Consider the following 21687-nt stretch of genomic DNA (forward strand, 5'->3'; position numbering starts at 1 on the left):
AGACGATCGTGGAGTTCGACTGGAGCGAGGAACAGCGGGCCCGGTACGAGCGGACCCTCACCGCCGTACGCGAGGCCTTCCCCTGCGCGGATTCCCGTGCGGACCCCTCGTTTGAGGCGCACTACGAGCGCGCGGACTGGCTGCGCCTGGGGCGGCTCGGGCTGCTGGGGCTCTCCGTCCCGGTCCGGTACGGGGGCGGTGGGTACGGTGCGCTGGAGACCGCGCACCAGATCGAGGCGTTGGGAAGGGGGCTGCCCGGGACCGGGCTGGTCTTCGGCGCGAGCGCCCACCTGTTCGCCTGCGCGATGCCCGTCGTGGACTTCGGGAGCGAGGAGCTGCGGGAGCGGGTGCTGCCCGGAATGTGCTCCGGCGAGCTGATCGCGGGCAACGCGATGACGGAGCCGGAGGCCGGCTCCGACGTCTCCCGGCTGGCGGTGACCGCCCGCAGGGCGGCCGGCGGATGGGTGCTCGACGGGGAGAAGAGCTTCGTCAGCAACGGTCCCGCCGCCGACCTCTACGTCACCTACGCCACGACCGACCCGGCGGCCGGGCACCTGGGCATCACCGGGTTCGTGATCGACCGCACCGCCGACGGGGTCTTCCCGGGGCCGCCCATGGCGAAGATGGGGCTGTCGCAGTGTCCGGCCGGCACCCTGCGGCTGAAGGACTGCTTCGTCCCCGACGAACGGGTGCTGGGCGAGCCCGGCCAGGGCGGGGCGATCTTCCAGCACTCCATGGGCTGGGAACGTGCCTGCCTGTTCGCCGGCTACCTCGGTCTGGCCGACCGGATCCTGGAGAAGTGCGTCGAGCAGGTGCGCGAACGACGGCAGTTCGGCAGGAGGCTCGCGAGCTTCCAGGCCGTCACCCACCGGATCGCCGACATGAAGCTGCGTCTGGAGGCCGCCCGGCTGCTGCTGTACCGGGCCTGCTGGGAGATGGACCGGGGACGCCCGGCCACCCTCTCGATCGCCCTGTCCAAACTGGCCGTCTCGGAGGCGGCGCTCGCCGGCGCCCTGGACGCGGTGCGGATCTTCGGGGGGCGCGGCTACCTGAGCACCGACCGCATCGAGGCCGCGCTGCGCGACACCGTGCCCTCCGTCATCTTCTCCGGCACCTCCGACATCCAGAGGGAACTCATAGCAAGGGAGCTGGGTCTGTGAGACTGCACCGCCTGCTCGTCGACTCGGCCGGGCGTCACCCGCGGGCCGTCGCCGTGCACGGCCCGGAGGGGCCGGTCACCTACGAGGAGCTGGACCTCCTGGCGGACCGCCACGCCGCGGCCCTGTCGTCCCGCGGGGTCCGCCCGGGGGACCGGGTGCTGGTCTGGAGCCGGAAGAGCGTCCACGCCGTGGCGGTCATGCAGGCCGCTCTGCGGGTGGGTGCCGTCTACGTACCGGTGACCGGAGCCAACCCGCCGGCCCGCCTCACCCGGATCTGCGACGACGCCGCCCCCGTCCTGGTGGTGGCCGACGAGGAGGCCGCCCACCGGGCGCACACCGCCCGGTGGGCGGACGTCGAACTGTGCACCTTCGAGGAACTGCTGAGCACCGCTTTGCGAGGGGCGCGGCCCGCGCACCACGACAACGAGCCCGACGACCCCGCCTACATCCTCTACACCTCCGGATCCACCGGAACGCCGAAGGGCGTGTGCATCAGCCACCGCAACGCCCTCTCCTTCGTCGACTGGGCCGCCCGCCACCTGGAGATCGGCCCCGGGGACCGGCTGGCCAACCACGCTCCGTTCAACTTCGACCTGTCCGTCTTCGACCTGTACGCCGCCTTCCGCGCCGGCGCGTCGGTCCACCCGGTGCCCGAGGAACTGGCCTACGCCCCGGCACAGTTGGTCGGTTTCCTGCGGGAGCGGAGGATCAGCGTGTGGTACTCGGTGCCCTCGGCGCTGAGCCTGATGATCCGGGACGGGGGGCTGCTGGACGACGAGCCGCTGCCGGACCTGCGGGCGTGCGTGTTCGCCGGGGAACCGTTCCCCCTGCACCACGTGCAGGCCCTCCGGTCGCGCCGGCCCACCGTCCGGCTGCTCAACTGGTACGGCCCCACCGAGACCAACGTGTGCACCTCCTACGAGGTCACCGACGCGGACCTGCGGCGCACCGGCGCGCTGCCGATCGGCACCGCGTGTTCCGGGGACCGGGTGGCGCTCGACCCCGAGGGCGAGGGGGAGATCGTGGTGAGCGGTCCCACCGTGATGCTCGGTTACTGGGGCCGGGAGCCCCAGCGCGGGCCGTACCGCACCGGGGACATCGCCCGGCGGGACGCGGACGGACAGCTCGTCTACGTCGGTCGTCGGGACCGCATGGTCAAGATCCGCGGACACCGCGTGGAACTGGGCGAGATCGAGTGCGCCGTGAGCGCGCTCGACTCCGTCTCCGACGCCGCCGTGGTCGTGACCGGGGCGGGGCTGGAGACCGAACTGCACGCCGCCGTCGTGCCCGTGCCCGGGCACCGGCCGTCCCTGCTCGACGTCAAGCGCTGCTGCGCGGAAAGGCTGCCCACCTACATGATCATCGACAGGCTCCACCTCTGTGACGACCTGCCACGGACCGCCAACGGAAAACTCGACCGGACGTCCCTGACCGCGGCGATCGAGGCGGGTGAGCTGTGATGACCGTGCCCGAGACGGCGACCGAGCGACTGCCGTCGGTCGACCCACAGACGTTCCGGAAGGTGATGGGCTCCTTCGCGAGCGGTGTCACCATCGTCACCACCTGCGACGCCGAGGGGCGGCCGCGGGGGTTCACCTGTTCGGCCTTCTGCAGCGTCTCGGCCGATCCGCCCCTGCTGACGTCCGGTGTCAGCAGCCACAGCTCGACCCTGCGGGCGATCCGGGAGTGCGGCAGGTTCGCGGTGAACGTGCTCGACTCCCGCGGTCGCGAGGTCTCCCAGCTGTTCGCCTCGCGCGCCGTGGACAAGTTCGCCCGGGTCCGCTGGAGGCCGGGCGAGGCGTCCGGGATGCCCCTGCTGCACAACACCGTGGCCCATGCGGAGTGCGAGCTGCACGAGGCCGTTCCGGCCGGCGACCACACCCTGCTGCTCGGCCGGGTGATCGGGGGCGGCGCCGAGCAGGACCGGCTGCCGCTCGCCTACTGGCGCGGCGGGTACGCCCGCCTGCTGTAGCCGCCGGGCGGACCCGGACGGCACGCGCGGTCGCACCCGGCCGCGCGTGCCGTCCGTTCGGGTCCACCGCACCCCACGCGCCGAGCACCACGACCGCGAGCCGCACGCCACGTGCCGGGGCCCGGGCGGGCGGACGCTTCACGTCCGCCCGCCCGGGCCCCGGATGGTTCGGTGGGTGGTTCAGCGGCTGGTCGCGGACGTCACCGACGTGACGTTGTCCCGGGTGAGCAGCCTGCGGAAGTCGGAGGGCGCCTTGGTCTTGACCCACCACAGCATCCGCAGGCGCTTGGGGAGCGTGAAGTGGTACACCCGCGCCTTCGGGTCGCCGAAGTCGTAGAGCGGGGGCACGAAGGGCTCCCGGCGCAGCAGCGCGAAGACGGCGTCGGCGGCGGCTTCGGCCTCGCTCCTGCCCTCGGCCACGTCGCCGATGAGGCGCAGGGACCGGTCGATCAGCTCCCGCAGCCCCTCGGGTACCCGGAACCAGATGCCGCCCAGGTCGAACTCCTCGACCGCGGACCAGTCCCGGTCCGGACCGTGCTCGCAGTCCAGCCGGGCCCGCTTCAGCGACAGGTCGGCCAGGATCTGCCACAACAGCCACACCCGGGAGAAGGCGTTCCACAGCCGGAAGTCCCGGCAGGCGGTGCGGGCGGCCCGCAGCAGCCGGTCGTTGTAGGAGACCAGCGCCTCCTGGAAGTCGGCGATCCGGGCGAAGGGCTCGGTGGACCAGTCGTCACGCCGCACGGCCGGGACGAGGACCGAGGCGAGCGCGTGAACCAGCTCGACACCCGTCGTCACGTCCCGGGAGAGGAACATGTCGTTGCGGGACGCGGTCCGCTCCAGGGCGAACCAGCGCTCCCCGAAGGTGGTCGCGGCGGTCCGCTGCCACAGCGGCTCCGTGCGCCAGGGCCGCACGGTCGAGGCCCCGGAGAACTGTCGGGCCAGATCGGGATAGCGCTCGATCACCGCCCGGAACGCCCGCTCGGGGTCGTCGGGCAGGTCCGCGGCCCGCTCGGGGTCGATGCTGAGGGTCACACCGGTGACGCCGTCCCGGTTCTCCCGGTGGTTGTCGAAGCGCACCAGCTGCAGCCAACCGTCCTCGAAGAGGTGGTGGACGGTGCCGTGCGACCAGGGCGTCGCCCTGGCGTAGCCTTCCAGCGGCCTGACCTCCTCGAACGGTGTGACGCCCCGCATGTGGGCGGTGTACACCGCCGAGCGGTGGCCCAGCCGCGGCCGCGGGTCGTCTCCGCCGTGCCGGCGCAGCAGCGGCGAGCCGGCACCCATGCAGTCGACCAGGTACCGGGCCCGGTAGACCCTGCCGTCGGTGGTGCGCACACACCCGTGCCGCTCCTCCGTCCAGGCGTCCGCCGCGGTGGTGTCCGGCGGCACCACGGCGGCGCCGTAGCGACCCGCCAGCGTCCGGGCGTAGGCGTCGACGACGGGCCGGTACAGGTGCCACTCGGCGTGCTCGCCCGGCACGTTGAACTGGATGCTCTCGGCCGGGTCCTGCGGCAGGTCGGGACGGTGGTACAGGAACCCGAGGCTGCGCTTGACGCCGCTGCTGCGCCGCACCTGCGCCGGCAGGTCCGGGAAGAGGCCGAAGGCGGCGATCTCGGGCACCTCGAAGCGCTTGGCGAGCAGCAGGAACACCTCGGCCGTGTAGGGCACGGTGGTCTCCCCGGACGGTTCGGTGTGGTCGCGCGGGGCTCCGACCAGCAGCACCCGCAGCCCCTGGCGGGCCAGGACGGTGCCCAGCAACCCGGCCGAGAGGGTGCCGCCCAGGACGGCGACGTCGTACAGGTCGGCCGGGTCGGCCGGTCGGGCGCGGTCCCGGGCCGTCGCTCCAGCGGAATTTCGCGTTCTCATCGTCTGTAGTCCTTCCCCGTGGCCGCGTCCGCGCGCCACGCTCCACCGGCGCGGCGGGGCCGGTGCCTCCACCGACCCCGCCGCGCCGGTCGCCGGGACCGTCTCCCTCCGAGCCGCTCCCGGCGGCCGGTCAGAAGATGCGCCGTCCCTTGGCCTTGGCCTTGAGCGCCTCCCGACCGGTGCTGAACATCAGCCGCCGCACCGCGGGGTCCCCCTCCTTCCGCGCCCACCGGATGGTGCGCGAGAGGACCTTGGGCGTGGGGTGCAGGAAGCGCTGGCTGCGCTCGGCGAAGCCGAAGTGCTTGGGCACGTAGGAGGCCCTGGCCATGTGGTCGTAGAGGCCGTCGGCGGCCTCCCGGGCGGTGACCTTGCCGGCCTCGTACGCCTCGCACTGCTCGACCATCTCGTCGTACAGGGTCTTGTAGCCCTCGTGGTCGGGCCAGTAGAGCCCCGGGTAGGGGACGTCCTCGGCCCGGACGAAGTGCTCGTCGCGGCCGTCCTTCATGAACCGGGTCAGGGCCGACTGGAGGTGGAAGGTGCCGGCGTTGGCGCCCCAGGCCCAGATCCGGAAGACCGCGGTCCACAGGTCGTAGTCGTCCCAGGAGATGAACGCCGAGTTGACCAGGGAGTCGTTGTAGTCGAAGAGCCCCTGTTGCAGGCGGTCGACGTAGTCGAACCGCTCCCGCGAGAAGTCGTCGTCCTTGATGGCCCTCAACAGGCGCCAGGAGAGCGTGTTGAGCGCCTCGGCGGTGTTGGACAGGCCGCGGGAGAACAACGGGTCGATGAAGCCGGCCGCGTGGGACAGCAGGAACCACCGGTCGCCGGCGCACTGCCGGGAGGAGTACTGCAGGCGGTCGGTGGAGACCCACTCGCGCATCGGGCGCGCGCCCTCGTACTGCCGCGCCACGTCGGGGAAGCGCCGGGCGTGGTGGTGGAACTCCTCCTCCGGGCTCATGTCGGCGGCCTTGGGGTAGCGACGCGGGTCGAGGGTCAGGCCCACGCTGCACAGCGGGTTCCTGGACGCGGGGTGGTTGTCGAAGCCGATGACCCAGAACCAGCCGCGCTGGAACATGTGGTGCACGGTCCCCTCGTACCAGGGGACCGGCGGGGTGTTCTCGGGCGAGTGGTCGAAGAGGTCGTCGGTCGGCGGCACGCCGACCATGTGGTTCCAGATCGAGCGGGAGTGGTGCTTGAAGCGGCACGGGTCCTCGCGCAGCCCGAACTTCTCGGCCAGCGGGGAGCGGTAGCCGCCGGCGTCCACCACGTACCGGGCCCGGTACTCCTCACCGGAGGCCGAACCGAGCGTCACCCCGCTGCCGTCGAACTCGATGTCGGAGACGCGGAAGTTCTGCCGCGGCGTGCACCCGTACCGCACCGCGGCGTGGAACATGTAGGCGTCGGTGTCCTGTCGGTACAGGTGGCTGGCCTCGTGCAGGAGTCCGGGGGTGTCGAACTGGTTGACCTCCCGCGGGTCCTGCGGACGGCCTTCGTGGTGCAGCAGGAAGCCGAAGTGCTTCTTCACGCCGAACTTGGGCCCGAGCACCTTGGTGCTGTTGGTGAAGGTGGCGAGCGTCTTGATCTCGGGGACGTCGTAGCGCTCGGCGATGGTGCGCAGCGCCACGAGGGTGTAGGGGATGGTCGACTCGCCGATGGCGAACTTGGGGTGGGCGCCGGCGTCGACGAGCAGCACCTTGGCGCCGTTGCGGGCCAGGATGGCGCCGAGCATGGAACCGGCGATGCCCGAGCCGAGGATCGCGACGTCGTAGAGGGTTGCCTGGGCTTCCCGCTGGTCGTGCACGGTTTCTCCTAGGGGTCCGTAGCTGTCGGGTGGCATGGCCGGTGTCACTTGGGGAGGGGGACTCGCAGCGGCTTCCCGACCAGGGGCCAGCGGGCGACGATGTGCTTGGCCTCCTCCTTGAGGTCGAACTCCTCGCGGTCGAACCGCTTGCGGATGAACAGCGTCAGGCCCTCGTAGACCAGGTCGCCGATCTCCACCGGCGCGGTCTTCTTCGCCCACTTGAGGGTGCTGAGGACCTTCAGGGTGGAGGCGTCGGTCCAGTGGTTGTCGGGGTCGGCCAGTCCGAAGGCCGGCGGTACGAAGTCGGCGGCGCGCAGCCGCTGCAGTATCTCGTCGGCCACCGCGCGGGGGTCGGCGTCCCCGGCCTGGACGGACTGGGTGAGCTCGCCGACCTTCTTGAGCAGTTCGCGGGCCGGCGCGTAGTCGGGGATGGCGCCGTCCGGCGCCTGGCGTTCCAGTCGGGCGAGCACCGCCGGATCGTGGCGGTCCAGGAAGCGGGCGTAGGCGCGGTTGATCTCGAAGGTGGCCAGGATCTGCCCCAGGGACCACACCCGGAACCACGCGTTCCACAGGTGCCAGCTCTGGAACGAGGTGTAGGCGTTGGCCACCAGGTCGTCGTTGAAGTCCAGCAGCCCCTGCTCCAGTTCCTGCACGTAGGCGAAGCGCTCGGGGGAGAAGTCGTCGTCCTTGATCGCGTCCAGCAGGCGCCAGCCCAGCGCGTGGATGATCTCCATGGTGTTGGACAGGCCGCGGGAGAACAGCGCGTCCACGAAGCCGGCGGCGTGCGAGGTCAGGCACCAGCGGTAGCCGACGGTCTGTTTCGAGGAGTACTGCAGCCGTCCGGTGCTCACCCAGTCGCGGACCGCCCTGGCGCCCTCGAACTGCGGCGCGATGTCGGGGTACTTGGCGATGAAGCGGCGGAACTCCTCCTCCGGCGGGCAGTCGGGCTTGGGGTGGATGCGCGGGTCGAGGTTGAGGCCGACGCTGCACAGGGGGTTGGTGGCGCGCGGATGGTTGTCGAAGGGGATGACCCACATCCAGCCGCCGTGGAACATGTGGTGCAGCGTGCCCTCGCTCCAGGGGCTGGGGTTGTCGTGGACGCCCTTGGGCACCGTCGCCTCGTAGGGCTTCACGCCCACCATGTGGGTGAACAGCGACCGGGAGTGGTGGCGCAGCCGGCTGGGCTCCTCGCGCAGGTCGAACTTCTGCGCGAGGGGCGAGCGGAACCCGCTGGCGTCGACCACGAACTTCGCGCGCACCGGATCCCCGTGCTCGGGGATCACGGTCACCCCGTCGTCGTCGATCTCCACGTCCTGGACCCTGGTCTGCTGCTTGACCTCGGCCCCGTACTTGACCGCGACGCTCAGCATCCAGGCGTCGGTGTCCTGCCGGTAGAAGTGGTTCTCGGTGTGGGTGATCTTCGGGATCGGGAACTCACTGGTCTCCAGCGGATTCTGCTTGGCGCCCTCCCGGTGGTAGAGGAAGCCGAAGTTGCGCTTCACCCCGCAGTTGGTGGAGATCTTCGCCTGGGTGCTCTCGAACGTGGTCAGCCACTTGATCTCCGGCACCCCGTACCGCTCGCTCACCAGCCGCATCATCATCGAGGTGTACGGGATGGTGGACTCGCCGATCGCGAACCGCGGGTGCGATCCCGCGTCCAGGATCAGCACCTTGGCGCCGTTGCGGGCCAGGCAGGCGGCCAGCGTGGAGCCCGCCAGCCCGGAGCCCAGTACGGCCACGTCGTACCGCGGCCGGTCGCCGCGGACGGAGGCGGGGTCGGTCGTGTGTGATGTGCGGGGCATAGCCCTTCCTCCTGGTGTCGGTTGGATGAGGGACGGTCGCGGTCGTCAGCTCCCCGGCCGGGGCAGGTAGCCGCCGCGCACCATCCAGTCGAAGTACGTTTCGAGCAGGGCCTCGTCCAGGGCGGGACAGGTGATCCCGGTGTCCCGCAACGCCCGCTCGGCGTGGGTGACGTCGTAGTCGATGGCCTCCTCGCCGCCCACCACGAACTCCTCCACCACCTCCATCACCGGGTGGAGTTCGTTGTCCTGTTCGGCGTAGGTCTCCTGCAGCGCCCGCCACCAGGTCTCGACGGGGACCGTCTCGGTCCGCCAGCCGTACCGGGACATCGACCGCACCAGCTCCGCGAAGGGCAGCTTGCCCGGATTGACCAGGTGGTAGGTGCCGCCGAGGGAACGGGGGGACAGGGAGATGCCCACCAACGCGCGGGCGACGTAGTCCACCGGCGTCATCTCCACGTCCAGATCCACGTCCGGCGCCAGCCCGAGCTGGACGCAGCCCTTGATCACCCGGGTGGTGAAGTGGGTGGTCAGGCAGGCGCCGGTGCGGGAGTCGCCCAGCACCCGACCGGGCCGGTACACGTCCACCGGTATCCCCCGCTCCCGGCCGATCCCCATCAGGCGCTCGGCGGCCCACTTGGTCTGCACGTAGCCGGTGACCAGCGCTCCCGCGCCCGCGATGTCGTCGTCCTCCCCGATGACCGTCCGGCCGTCCGCGGGCAGGCCCCAGATGCCGTAGGTCGACACGTGGTTGACCGGGGTGAGCGGCCCCCGGCAGGCCAGCCGCAGGATCTCCGCGCAGCCCGCCACGTTGGCGGCCCGCAACTGGTCGTAGGTGTACGAGAAGTTGACCCGGGCCCCGTTGTGGTAGATGGCGTCCAGCCGTTCGGCCAACTCGTCGAACCGCCGGGGCTCCAGTCCCAGCAGCGGCTTCTCCAGGTCGCCGGGGAGCACCGCTATCCGGTCCTCCGCCCCCGACCGCCAGGGCAGGTACCGCTCGGTGTTGGCCCGCAGGCGCCGCAGCCCCTCGGCCGGGTCCGCGCACCGCACCAGGCAGTGCACCGTGGCCTCGGTGGTGGCGAGCAACTCGTCCAGCAGGTAGGCGCCGATGAAGCCGGTGGCTCCGGTGAGCAGCACGTGCTCGGGGTCGGTGTACCCCTCGCGCAGCGGACCTTGGGGCCGGATGTCCGCGTCGAGGTCGACGTCGGCCGCGATCCCGGCCGGGTCCGACATCGCGGCCCGGGACGGCGGCTCCTCCCGCGACGCGCCGTCGGTCTCCTCCGTGTCCCCGGCCTCCGTGTTCCCGGCCTCCGCGTCCCCGACCTCCGCGGCGAGCAGCTCCGCCCAGTCGCGCAGCGTGGCGCGTTCGAAGAGCCGGTTGGGCCGGACGGTGACGCGCAGCTCCCGTTTGCAGCGCCTGACCACGTCCATCACCATCAGCGAGTCGAGGCCGTAGGACATCGCGTCCGCCTCGGGGTCGATCTTCTCGGCCGGCAGGGCCACGATCTCGCCGAGCGTCTCCCGCAGGTAACCGGTCAACCAGGTCTCGCGCTCGTGCGGACCCACCCGCCTCAGCTCCGCCAGTCGGACCGGTTCGGCGTCGGCCGTCTCCTCGGCCACCGCCAGCTCGCGCAGCACCGGACGCTCCAGCCGCGCCTCCATGACCGGCTTGTACACCGACCAGTCGGCCGCGCAGACCACCGCCTGCGGAGCGTCCCCGGCCAGCAGCATGCCGAGCAGCTTCAGACACTGCGGCGCGGACAGGGGACGCAGTCCGGTGGCGGTCAGGAACTCCATCACGTCCTCGCCGAACAGGTTGGACGGCAGCTCCCACGGGCCCCAGCTCACGGTCAGGGCGGCCTCCCCGCGGGCGCCGCGGTACTCCGCCAGGCCGTCCAGGAAGGCGTTGGCCGCCGAGTAGCCGGCCAGGTGCTGGGAGCCCCAGGTCGCGGCGATGGAGGAGAAGTTGAGGAAGAAGTCCAGGTCGATGCCCTCGGTGAGCTGGTGCAGCAGCCAGCCGCCGACGACCTTGGGCCGCCAGACCGCGTCGTAGTCGCGCGGGTCGTCGACCGGCACGTCGCGCAGGAACTGCGGCACCGAGACACCGGCGGCGTGCACGACCCCGCGCAGCGGACACCGGGAGTCGGCCAGCTCGTCCATGACGGGGTACAGCTGCTCGGGGTCGCAGACGTCGGCGGCGACCACCTCGACCCGCGCCCCGGTCCTCTCCAGGGCGTGGACCGCGGCGATCCGGTCCCGGACGGCCGGCGGATGGCCCGGCAGGTGCCAGTCCTCGCGCGGTGGCAGCGGCGTGCGGCCCAACAGCACCAGCCGGCCCGCTCCCTGTTCGGCGAGCCAGTGCGCCACGGCCCGGCCGATGCCACCGAAGGCGCCGGTGATCAGGTAGCTCCCCGCGCCGCGGACCGGCGGCGGCTGCCGCAGCTCCTTCCGGGCGACCGGCCGCGGAACGACCCGGGCCACGTAGCGGTCGGCACCGCGCAGCGCGTGCTGGTCCTCGCCGGGGGAGTCCAGCAGCGCGGACAGCAGCGCCGCCGCCTCGTCGGCCGGACGCGCGGGGTCCAGATCGACGGCGCCGCCCCAGTGGTCGGGGTGCTCCAGCGCGACGACCCGGCCCAGGCCCCACAGCGTGTGGGCGAACGGGTCGGTCACCGCGGGCGGGGGCCCGGCGGGAACGGTCCCGCGGGTCACCAGGCCCACCGTGGTCCGCGCGCAGTCCGGACGCTTCGACAGCTGCTGGACGAGGGCGATCGCGGTCAGCTCCGTGCGGTCGCGGAACTCCGTCAGCGACTCGGGGCCGGCCTGTTCGGGATCGGGGGAGTCCAGGCCGGTCAGCAGCACCACCCGGCCGCGGGCCCCCTTCGGCGCGTCCTGTCGCCACCGTTCCAGCAGGGCGGCGGCCGAGGTCCGGGCCGTCCCCGTCTCGTGCTCCCCGGCCACCAGGCAGTGGGCGCCGCGGCGGTGCAGTTCGGCGGCCAGGGCGGCGGCGACCGGGCCGCGGTCGGGCAGCAGCAGGAAACTCTCCCCGGTCAGGTCGCCCGGGTCCTCGGCCGGGGCGGCACGCCGCCAGTCGACCCGGAGCAGCAGGTCGTCCGGGCGCCGCCAGGGCGCCGGTGGGGGCTCGACGTCGTCCGGGCCGATGACCTGCAGCTCGTCCACCCCGCCCAGGTAGGAGCCGTCCTCCGCGAAGAACTGCACCTCGCCGGTGGCGGGGGCCGGACCGATCGCCGCCCCGGCGGCGCGGGCGGTGGCCAGCACGTAGCGCACCCGCTCGGTCTCCTCGCAGCAGGCCTGCGCCAGACGCAGGCCGAAGCCCGCCTGCCGCAGGGGCCGTTCCGGGGCGGTGTCCCACGACAGCGCGGCCACCGCCGCGTCCAGCACCCGGGTCAGGGCGGCGCTCGGCTCCCCGGCCCGCGGCGGGGCGAGCGCGACGAGTGTCCCACCGCCGCCGCGGCGGGCTCCGGTGACCGCCCCCACCAGCGCCTCGGACAGTGACTCGGTCTCGTAGTGCACCGGCTCCCCGTACCGCTCGGCCTGTAGCGAGGGGGCGCCGCCGAGGGAGTGGCGACGCGCGCGCGGGCGGCGGTGGAGCGTCCCGCGGGCGTGCAGCCGCCACGGGGCGCCGGCGTCCCGCTCGGTCGGGGACTGGCTGTGCCACTCGAAGCCCATGCGGCCTTCCGGGGCGGGGGAGAGGGTGATGTTCAGGACCCGGTCGTCGCCGACGGGTATGCGGTGCGGGACGGACAGGTCCTCCACGCAGGCCCAGCTGCCGCCCGCCGCGTCCGCCGCGGCGGCCTTGGTCACGGTGGCCAGGGCCCCCAGGGGCAGGTAGCGGCCGCCGTCGTGGTCGGTGCGGACCTGCCGCTCCCAGTGCGCGGCGTCGAGCGAGACCTCGTAGGTGGGCACGACGCCGGGCAGTCGCAGGCCGACTCCCGGGACCGGGTCGCCGGTCCCGGACCGGGCGTTCGGGGCCCCGGCCCGCTCGTCCCGGTCGTCGGCGCGGCGCTCGGGGAACCAGTACGGCTCGCCCCGCCAGACCGTGTGCGGCAGCGGCACCCGGCGCGGCGGACGCTCCCCACCGTGCACGGCGCGCCAGTCCACCGTGGCCCCCCTCAGGTACAGGGCGCCCAGCGCCAGCCGGACCGACAGCCGGTCGCCGACGTGGGTGGAGGCGCGCAGGGACGGCAGCCACGCGCAGTCGGGGTCGTCCACGGCGCGGCTGCCCAGGCCCAGCAGGACCGGCGCGGGACCCACCTCCAGGAAGGTGCGGGTCCTTCGCCGGTGCAGGTCCGCCAGGGCGTCGTGGAAGCGGACGGTGCCCGCCGCGTGCCGCACCCAGTAGTCGGGGCCGACCTCGGCGTCCGTCCACAGGGCGCCGGTGACGTTGGAGTACAGCGGGACGGTGGGCGGGGAGTACTCGATCGTCTCGGCCACGGCCCGGAAGTCCTCCAGCATCGGCCGCAGCAGGGGGGAGTGGAAGGCGTGCGAGACCGTGAGCCGGCTGCTGCGCACACCCCGGCGCCGCAGGGCCTCGCACACCGTCTCCAGATCGCCCTCCGCGCCCGAGAGGGTCACGCTGTGCGGGCCGTTGACCGCCGCCAGGGAGAGCGTGTCGGGGTACTCCCCGATCGCCGCGCGAGCGGTGGCCTCGTCGCAGTGCACGGCGGCCATGGCGCCCCCGGCCGGGAGGTCGGACATCAGCGAGGCGCGCGCGGCGACCAGGCGGACCGCGTCCTCCGGCGAGAAGACCCCCGCCACGCAGGCGGCGGCGATCTCCCCGATGCTGTGACCGAGCAGCGCCGCGGGCCGAAGGCCCCACGTCTGCCACATCCGGGCGAGCGCGTACTCCACCGCGAACAGCGCGGGTTGGGCGTAGCGGGTGTCGGCCAGGAGCTCCTCGGCCCGCGCGGAGACCTCCTCGGGCCAGAGCACCGACCGCAGCGGACGGTCCAGGTACCGGTCGAAGAGCGCGGCGCAGGCGTCGAAGGGGGTCCGGAAGGCAGGCTCGTCGGCCAGGTCGCGCGCCATCCGCACGTACTGCGCGCCCTGGCCGGTGAACAGCCACGCGGTCCCGCGGTGCCGGTGGACCGGGAGCGCCGCGGTGACCAGCCGGGGGTCCCGGTCGCCGCGGGTGAAGGCGTCCAGCGCGTCGGCCGCCTCCTCCACGGAGTCGGCGGCGACGGCCAGCGAGTGGTTCTGCCGGGAGCGCCCCACCTGGGTGGTCCAGCAGGCGTCGGCGAGCGCCAGACCGGGGGTGCGGCGCAGGTGGCGGACGTGGTCGGCGGCCAGCTCCGTCAACGCCTCCTCGGTGTGCGCGGAGAGCAGCAGGACCCCCGGCCCCGCGTGCGGGACGGCGTCGGTCGGCGGCGCCTCCTCGGCCGGCGGGGAGGTGACGACGGCGTGGGCGTTGGTGCCGCTCGCACCGAAACTGCTGATCGCGCCGGTGCGCGGGCGGCCGGTCCCGGGCCAGGGGCGCCCCTCGGCGGTGACCTCGATGTGCAGCCGGTCCCACTCCACGTTGGGATTGGGCTCGGTGAAGTGCAGGTGCGGGGGGATCTCCCCGTGCTGGAGGGCGAGCACCAGCTTCAGCAGGCCCGCCACCCCCGCGGCCGCCTCCAGGTGTCCGATGTTGGTCTTGACCGAGCCGACCAGCAGCGGCTCGCCGGGCGGCCGGCGGCGTCCGATCACCGCCTCCAGCGCCCGCAGTTCGATCGGGTCGCCGAGCGCGGTGCCGGTGCCGTGCGCCTCGACGTAGTCGACGTCGCCGGGGTCGAGGCCCGCCTGCTCCAGGGCCGTCGCGATCACCTGCTGCTGGGCGGCGGGGTTGGGCACGGTCAGCCCGCTGCTGCGGCCGTCGTGGTTGACGGCCGAGCCGCGGATCACGGCGGCGACGGTGTCGCCGTCGCGGACGGCGTCGGAGTACCGCTTGAGCATCACCATGACGGCGCCCTCGCCGCGCGCGTAGCCGTCGGCGGCGGCGTCGAAGGTCTTGCAGCGACCGTCCGGCGAGAGTCCCCGGAACTTGCTCATCATCACGAAGCCGTAGGGGGACAGCATCAGGTTCACGCCGCCGACGAGGGCCGCGTCGCACTCCCCCGACCGCAGCGCCTGGCACGCCTCGTGCAGGGCCACCAGCGAGGAGGAGCAGGTGGTGTCGATCACCTTGCACGGTCCCCGCAGACCCAGCGTGTAGGAGATGCGCCCGGCCGCGAAGCTCGGCTCGCCCACCAGTTGGTAGGCGTCGACGTCGCGGATGTCCCCCTCGCTCTGCCGCATCCGCGCGTAGTCGGTGGTGCTGACGCCCACGTAGACGCCGGTGGCGCTGCCGCTCAGCCCGTCCGGCGCGTACCCGGCGCGTTCCAGGGTCTCCCAGGCCACCTCCAACAGGATCCGCTGCTGCGGGTCCATGCCGGCCGCCTCGCGCGGGGAGATGCCGAAGATCGCGGGCTCGAACCGGTCGACCCGGTCCAGGAAGGCGCCGCGGACGACGTACGCCTTCCCCGGGGCTTCCGGTGACGGGTCGTGGAAGGCCCGGGCGTCCCCCCGGTCGGCGGGGAACTCGGAGGTGGTGTCCGTGCCGCTCCGCAGCAGTTGCCAGAACGCGTCCGGGCCGTCGGCGCCACCGGGCAGGCGGCAGCCCGTCCCCACGACGGCGATGGGCTCCGCGCGGGGCGGACGGGTGGCTTCGCGCAGCCTGTCCTGCAGGCGCTCGATGGTGCGCAGGGCGTCCAGGAGACGCGTCCGGTGGTCCTCCTGCGCGCGGTCGGTCTGCTGGGTGGTCATGACCGGTCTCCCTCGGTCAGCATGGCTTCGGAGGTGGTGATCAGGGAGAGCGCCCGTTCCGTCAGCGCCTCGTCGTCCAGGTCCTCCAGGTCGTCCCCGGTCCGGGGCGGTGCGGACCGCCCGGTGTCGTCCGGTCCGACGGCTCCCGCCTCCCCGCCGGTGAGGACCTCCTGGAGGAGGAAGCGGGTGAAGGACAGGGCGTTGGGGCACTCGAACATGACGGTGCCCGGAAGCGGAGCGCCAAGTTCCTGTTCGGCTCGCAGCTTGAGCTGCTGGGACAGCACGGAATCCATGCCGAGGTCGAAGAACCCCTGCTCGGGCGCGACATCGACACCGCCGCCCAGCACCTCGGCCGCCCAGTCCGCGACCGCGTCGAGCAGACGTTCCTCCCGGCGCGCGGGGTCCAGCGCGACGATCTCGGCGGCCAGCGCGGTGTCCGGGCGCGCGGACCCGTCCGCCTCTGCGGACCGCGCGGCCCCCTCGGCGGGGCCCCGGGGACCGGCCGGCGCGGGGGCGACGGTGGCGCTCTCGACCGGGACGATCCAGTGGCTGCGGCGCTGCCAGGGGTACCCGGGCAGCGACACCACCCGCCCGGCGTCGCCGTGCAGGCGGGAGGGGGCCACCCGGCAGCCGTGCGCGTACAGCGTGGCCGCCAGGTCCAGCAGGTCCGCCGCGCGGGCGACGGACCGCCGCCGGTCGTGGGGGAGCCGCCGGGGGGTGTGCAGGACGAGGACGTCCGCCGGCGCGGACCCCGACGGCCGTACCGCCGGGTCCTCCGCACCGATGCCCAACACGACCTCGACGCCGTCGGCGGCGAGCCGTTCGGCCGGGGCGGGCCGGTCGTCCCCCGTGTCGGGACGGGAGCGGTGACCGGCGGCCAGCAGGGCGGCGGCATCGGCGGCGGTGAGCTCCCCGGCCGCGCAGCCGGCCGCGAACTCCCCGATCCCCGAGCCCACGGCGACATCGGCCTCGACGCCCAGCGCCCGCCAGAGCGCGGTCGCGGCGTACTGCCCGGCGAAGACCAGCGCCGCTTCCCGACGGCTGCCGGGCTCGGGGGGCGCGGCGGCCGACTCCCACGCCCGCAGGGGCGAGAAGTCCAGGGCCCCGCGCAGCGCGTCGTCCACCTCCCGCACGGCCGCGGAGAAGGAGCGCGCGGCCTTTGGCGCGGCGAGCAGGGGCGTGTCCGGGGCTTCTCCGGTCGGGGCGCCGCGGACGGCCGCCGCGCACAGCTCGTCCCAGGGGAGGTCCACCGCGGCGGCACCGTAGAGGAGGGCCAGGCGTCGGTGGCGGTCGGGACGGGCCGTGCCCAGCCGGACCCCCTCGCCCTCCTCGCCCCGGGCCGCGGCCGCGAGTCGGGCCAGGAGTTCCGCGCGGTCGCGGCCCACCACCGCGAGGCGGTGGTCGTACCTGCCGCGCCGGGTTCCCGCGGTCCAGCACAGGTCGGCCAGCTCGTCGTCGCGGGCGCCGGCGACCCGGTCGCGGAGCCGGTCCGCGACCTCGGCCAGCGCGTCGGGGTGGGCGGCCGAGGCCGCCAACAGGTACGGACCGTGCGGTCGGGCCGCCGCCCGGGGCCGGCCGGCGGCCCGCTCGGGGGGTTCCTGGAGGATCAGGTGGGCGTTGGTCCCGGTGAATCCGAAGGCGCTCACCCCGGCGACGCGGGGCCGCTCCGTGCGGGGCCAGGCAGTCGCCCGGCCGGTGACCCTGATCGGCAGGCCGTCCCAGTCGACCTGCCGGGTGGGGGTGCGCAGGTGCAGGTGCGCGGGGATCTCCCGGTGTTCCATGGCCAGCGCCACCTTGATCAGGCCGACGACGCCCGCGGCCGCCTCCAGGTGCCCCACGTTGGTCTTGGCCGAGCCCACCAGGAGGGGAGCGCCCGGGGACCTGCCGGAGCCCAGCGCGGCGGCGAGCGAGCGCAGCTCCACCGCGTCGCCCAGCCGGGTGCCGGTGCCGTGCGCCTCGACGTAGTCGACGTCGCCGGGGTCGAGGCCCGCCTGCTCCAGGGCCGTCGCGATCACCTGCCGCTGGGCGTCGCCGCTGGGAACGGTGAGACCCCCGCTCGCACCGTCCTGGTTGACCGCGCTGCCGCGAATGACTGCGTACACCCGGTCACCGTCGCGCAGCGCCGTGGAAAGCGGCTTGAGGATCACTGCACCGGCGCCCTCGCCGCGCCCGTAGCCGTCGGCCGCGTCGTCGAAGGTCTTGCACCGGCCGTCGGGGGAGAGCGCCCCCGCGGCGGACATGGCGAGGAACACCGTGGGGGTGACCATCACGTTGGCCCCGCCGGCGACGGCCACCTCGCTCTCGCCGGCGCGCAGGCTCTGGCAGGCCAGGTGCACGGCGGTCAGGGAGGAGGAACAGGCGGTGTCCACGGCCATGCTGGGGCCGTGCACACCGAGGAAGTAGGAGAGCCGGCCGGCGGCACCGCTGAAGGAGTTGCCGGTTCCGTAGTACAGGTCGACGTCCTCCTGCCGCCGCGTCACCAACTGTTGGTAGTCGCTGCTGTTGAGACCGACGAAGACGCCGGTGCGGCCGCCCCGCAGGTTCTCGGCGGGCAGCCCGGCGTCCTCCAGCGCCTCCCAGGCCACCTCCAACAGCAGCCGCTGCTGCGGGTCCATGCTGCGGGCCTCGCGTGGGGAGACCCGGAAGAAGCCGTGGTCGAAACCGTCCACGGCGTCCAGGAACGCGCCCCGGGAGGTGACCACGGTGCCCGGCGCCGCCGGGCCGTCGGCCCGCATCGCCCGGGCGTCCCAGCGCTCCCGGGGCACCTCCGTGGTGGCGTCGGTCCCGTCGGCCAGCAGTCGCCAGAACGACGCGGGGTCGTGGACGCCGCCGGGGAGCCGGCAGCCGATGCCCACCACGGCGATGGGCTCCGGCGTGTCCGGCGGCGTGCCGCGGACGGCGGGCGCGGACACGGGCGCGGGACCGGCGGCATCGGACGCGTTGTCGGACGGGGTGTCGGGCGGGGTGTCGGGCGGGGTGTCGGACGGGGTGTCGGACGGGGGGTTTCCGGGGAGCGGCGGCCGGAGGGTGAGCAGGTGGTCGGTGAGCGCGTCGATGTTGCCGTGGGCGAGGACCTCCGCGGCGTCGAGCGGGTGGCCCAGGGCGTCGGTCACCCGCTGGGCGAGCCCGGCGACGGACACCGAGTCCAGGCCCAGCTCGAAGAAGCCGCGGGTGCGCGGCAACCGCTTGTCCGGTCCGTGTCCGAGGATCTCGACCAGGGCGTCGTGCACCGCGGCCGCCACCTGCTCCCGGCGGCCGTCCGGCCCGGTGCCGGTGTCAGTGCCGGTGTCGGTGCCGGTGCCGGGTGCCGGTGGCGGTACGGCCCCCTCGGCGGGGCCCGGGGGAGCGGCCGGGGCGGAAGGCGGGACGGGTGACGGGTCGGACGACGGGACCGCGCCGCCGGCCACCTCGCCGACGAGCCTGCCCCGGGCGTCGAACAGCCGGACCTCGGCGCGCAGTTCCCGGGGGTCGAGCCGCGCGCCGGACTGGCCGCCGCGCTCGACGCCGGGCAGCCAGTGGCGCTCGTCGGCCCAGCGCGGCGGCGGCAGTTCCGCGGGGCCCACCGGCCCGGGGAGATCGGCGGACCAGTCGACCGGTGCGCCGGCGACGTGCAGACGGGCACGTGCGCGCACCAGCTCGTCGCGGCCGTCCCGGCCGCGGGCCAGGGTCCCGGTCACGGGGCCGCGGCGGCCGCGGTGCTCCAGGGCCGCCCGCAGCGGGCGGCCCAGCACCGGGTGGACCCCCAGCTCGACGAAGGCCGCGTCCCGGTCCGCCAACCAGCGGTCCACCGCGGGCCAGAAGAGCACCGGGTCGCGGAGGTTGTCGGCCCAGTAGGCGGCGTCCAGCGTCCGCTCGCGGCCCGGGGAGGCGGTGGACAGGAACGGGATCCGGGGGGCGGCCGCGGGCACACCGGACAGCAGGCGTTCCAGTTCCTCGGCGTACGGCCGCATCAGCGGGCTGTGGAAGGCGTGCTCCACCGGCAGCCAGGCGGTGGTGGCGCCCCGGTCCCGGAACTCCGCCACCGCCCGCTCCATCGGCTCGGGGGGTCCGGCCACCACCACCGAGCGGGGACCGTTGACGGTGGCGACGCACACCTCGGGATGGCGGTCGGCCAGCCTGTCGGACACCTCCTCGGCACCGAGTTCGACCGCGGCCATCCGGCCGGTGCCGGCGGCCCGCCGCATCAGCCGGCCGCGCTCGGTGATCAGCGCGACCGCGTCCGGCAGGGTGAGCGCCCCCGCCGCGCAGGCCGCGGCGACCTCGCCCATGCTGTGGCCGATCACCGTGTCCGGCACCACGCCCCAGGACTCCAGCAGCCGGGTCAGGGCGAACTGCACGGCGAAGACCACGGGCTGCGCGACGTCGGTACGGCGCAGCCGGCCCGGGTCGCCGTCGCGCAGCGCCTCCGACGGCGACCAGCCGGCCCGCTCGCGGACGAGCGCGTCACAACGGTCCAGGGCCTCGCGGAAGACCGGCTCGGCGTCGTACAGGTCCAGGCCCGCACCGGGGTACTGGGAGCCCTGGCCGGAGAAGACGAACACCACCGGCAGCGGTTCCTCCGGCACCGTGCCGGCCACGAGGGCCGGGTGCGGCTCACCGGCCCGGAAGGCGTCCAACGCCGCCCCCAGGTCCGCGCCGGAGTCGACCACGGCGAGCCGGTGCCGCAGGTGGGTGCGGCGGACCGCGGCGGCGGCCACCACCGCGTCGAGGGCTCCGCCCGGCTCCCGCTCCGCGGCCTCCTTCGGCAGGAGCGCCCGGTAGTCCCCCGCCAGCTCCCGCAGTCCCTCGGCGGTGGTGGCGGACAGCAACAGGGTGCGCGCGCGGCCCTCCGGCTGCGCGGGCGCGGCCCGCTCCGGTCCGGGCGGACCGGTGAGGATCACATGGGCGTTGGTGCCGGAGAGGCCGAAGGCGCTGACGCCGGCCGTCGGTCCGCCGTCGAGCGGTCGCAGGGGCGTCGGGGCCGTGGGCACCACGATCCCCGCGCCGTCCCAGTCGATCAGGGGGGAGGGCAGGTCGTGGTGGATCTGCGGCGGTGCGGTGCGGTGCCGCAGCACCAGCAGCGTCTTGAGCAGGCCGACGATGCCCGCGGCGGAGTCCATGTGGCCGAAGTTGGCCTTGTGGGAACCGACGACCAGCGGACGGTCGTCGGGCCGGCCGTGGCCGATCACCTCGGCGAGCGCCGAGATCTCCAGCGGGTCGCCCAGCGGGGTGCCGGTGCCGTGCGCCTCCACGTAGTCCAACGCCTCGGCGGGCATGTCCGCGGAGGTCAGGGCGGCGCGCAGGAGCATCTGCTGGGCCACGGCGTTCGGGGCCGTCAGTCCGGCGCTGTAGCCGTCCTGGTTGACGGCGCTGCCGCGGATCACCCCGTGGATCCGGTCCCCGTCGCGGAGCGCGTCGGCGTAGCGCCGCAGCACCACCACCCCGCACCCCTCGCCCCGGACGACGCCGTCGGCGGCGGCGTCGAAGGGCCGGCAGCGGCCGGTGGGCGACAGGGCCCGCACCTTGCCCATGAACACCGTCAACTCCGGCGTGAGGATGGCGTTCACCCCGCCGGCGAGGGCGGTGTCCGTCTCGCCGGTGCGCAGGCTCTGGCAGGCGAGGTGGACGGCGACCAGGGAGGAGGAGCAGGCGGTGTTGACCGTCATGGCCGGTCCGTGCAGCCCGAAGTGGTAGGCGATGCGGCCCGCGGCGAAGCTGAACTCCTTGCCGCCGGCGAAGTAGGGGTTCACGGCCCGGACACCGGAGGTCTTGCTGTGCAGCAGCAGGTAGTCCGAGCCGAGGATGCCCAGGTGGACGCCGGTGCGCGAGCCCTTCCACCGTTCCCGGGGGACCCCGGCGTTCTCCATCGCCTCCGCCGTGACCTCCAGCAACAGCCGCTGCTGCGGGTCCATCTCGCCGGCCTCGCGCGGTGAGATGCCGAAGTGCTCCGCGTCGAACCGGTCGATGTCCGTCAGGAACCCGCCCTGATGGCAGTAGGTGGTGCCCGGAGTCTGGGAGTCCGGGTCGTGGAAGGTCTCGTCCCACCGGTCGTGGGGGACCTCCGTCACGACGTCCAGACCGCCGGCCAGCACCCTCCACAACCCGTCCAGATCGCGTACTCCGCCGGGGAGGCGGCAGCCCACCCCGGTGACGGCGATGTCCTCGGGTCGGGGCTCGGGGCAGGTGTACCGCTGAGGCATGACCCTCCCATAACTCAACGCTTGGTGATTTCAGGTATGCTGTCGGCTCGCCATCGCCCAAGGTCGACGACGCTGCTCGTGTCCCACTAGAGACCTGGGCGGGCGTCGTGGAACC

At 73.9% G+C, this 21687-nt stretch carries 8 protein-coding genes; 3 read left to right on the plus strand and 5 right to left on the minus strand.

Going from position 1 to position 21687, the window contains the following annotated elements; translation table 11 throughout:
• Positions 1-8 precede the first annotated feature (8 nt).
• Genes F0L17_RS20310 through F0L17_RS20320 form a run of 3 tightly spaced genes read left to right on the plus strand, consistent with a single transcriptional unit; the run spans position 9 to position 3132 of the window.
• The gene (locus F0L17_RS20310) at positions 9-1160 is read left to right on the plus strand and encodes an acyl-CoA dehydrogenase family protein (protein WP_162466483.1); all 1152 of its coding nucleotides are present in this window, start codon (positions 9-11) and stop codon (positions 1158-1160) included.
• On the plus strand, positions 1157-2620 hold the full coding sequence (locus tag F0L17_RS20315) for an amino acid adenylation domain-containing protein (RefSeq protein ID WP_162466484.1): 1464 nt from the start codon (positions 1157-1159) through the stop codon (positions 2618-2620). The genes F0L17_RS20310 and F0L17_RS20315 overlap by 4 nt, the downstream gene beginning before the upstream one ends.
• A complete protein-coding gene (locus F0L17_RS20320; RefSeq protein ID WP_155072171.1) occupies positions 2620-3132 on the plus strand; it encodes a flavin reductase family protein in 513 nt (170 codons plus the stop codon). The genes F0L17_RS20315 and F0L17_RS20320 overlap by 1 nt, the downstream gene beginning before the upstream one ends.
• Before the next feature lie 180 nt (positions 3133-3312).
• Here F0L17_RS20320 and F0L17_RS20325 read toward each other — a convergent pair whose 3' ends face one another.
• The 5 genes from F0L17_RS20325 to F0L17_RS20345 all read right to left on the minus strand — a co-directional run bounded on the left by F0L17_RS20325 (position 3313) and on the right by F0L17_RS20345 (position 21572).
• Positions 3313-4995, minus strand: a complete 1683-nt coding sequence (locus F0L17_RS20325) for an NAD(P)/FAD-dependent oxidoreductase (protein WP_155072172.1) — start codon at positions 4993-4995, stop codon at positions 3313-3315.
• A 130-nt stretch (positions 4996-5125) separates the two neighbouring features.
• Positions 5126-6793 carry an NAD(P)/FAD-dependent oxidoreductase gene (locus tag F0L17_RS20330; protein WP_338018153.1) on the minus strand — a complete coding sequence of 556 codons (1668 nt, stop codon included), beginning with the start codon at positions 6791-6793 and terminating at the stop codon, positions 5126-5128.
• A gap of 44 nt (positions 6794-6837) precedes the next feature.
• The gene (locus F0L17_RS20335; RefSeq protein WP_155072174.1) at positions 6838-8595 is read right to left on the minus strand and encodes an NAD(P)/FAD-dependent oxidoreductase; all 1758 of its coding nucleotides are present in this window, start codon (positions 8593-8595) and stop codon (positions 6838-6840) included.
• A 45-nt stretch (positions 8596-8640) separates the two neighbouring features.
• The gene (locus tag F0L17_RS20340; RefSeq protein WP_155072175.1) at positions 8641-15393 is read right to left on the minus strand and encodes a type I polyketide synthase; all 6753 of its coding nucleotides are present in this window, start codon (positions 15391-15393) and stop codon (positions 8641-8643) included.
• Positions 15390-21572: a type I polyketide synthase gene (locus F0L17_RS20345; protein WP_155072176.1), complete on the minus strand. Its 6183-nt coding sequence runs from the start codon at positions 21570-21572 to the stop codon at positions 15390-15392. The genes F0L17_RS20340 and F0L17_RS20345 overlap by 4 nt, the downstream gene beginning before the upstream one ends.
• Between the last annotated feature and the right edge of the window lie 115 nt (positions 21573-21687).

The organism is Streptomyces taklimakanensis, from assembly GCF_009709575.1.
Classification (GTDB): domain Bacteria; phylum Actinomycetota; class Actinomycetes; order Streptomycetales; family Streptomycetaceae; genus Streptomyces; species Streptomyces taklimakanensis.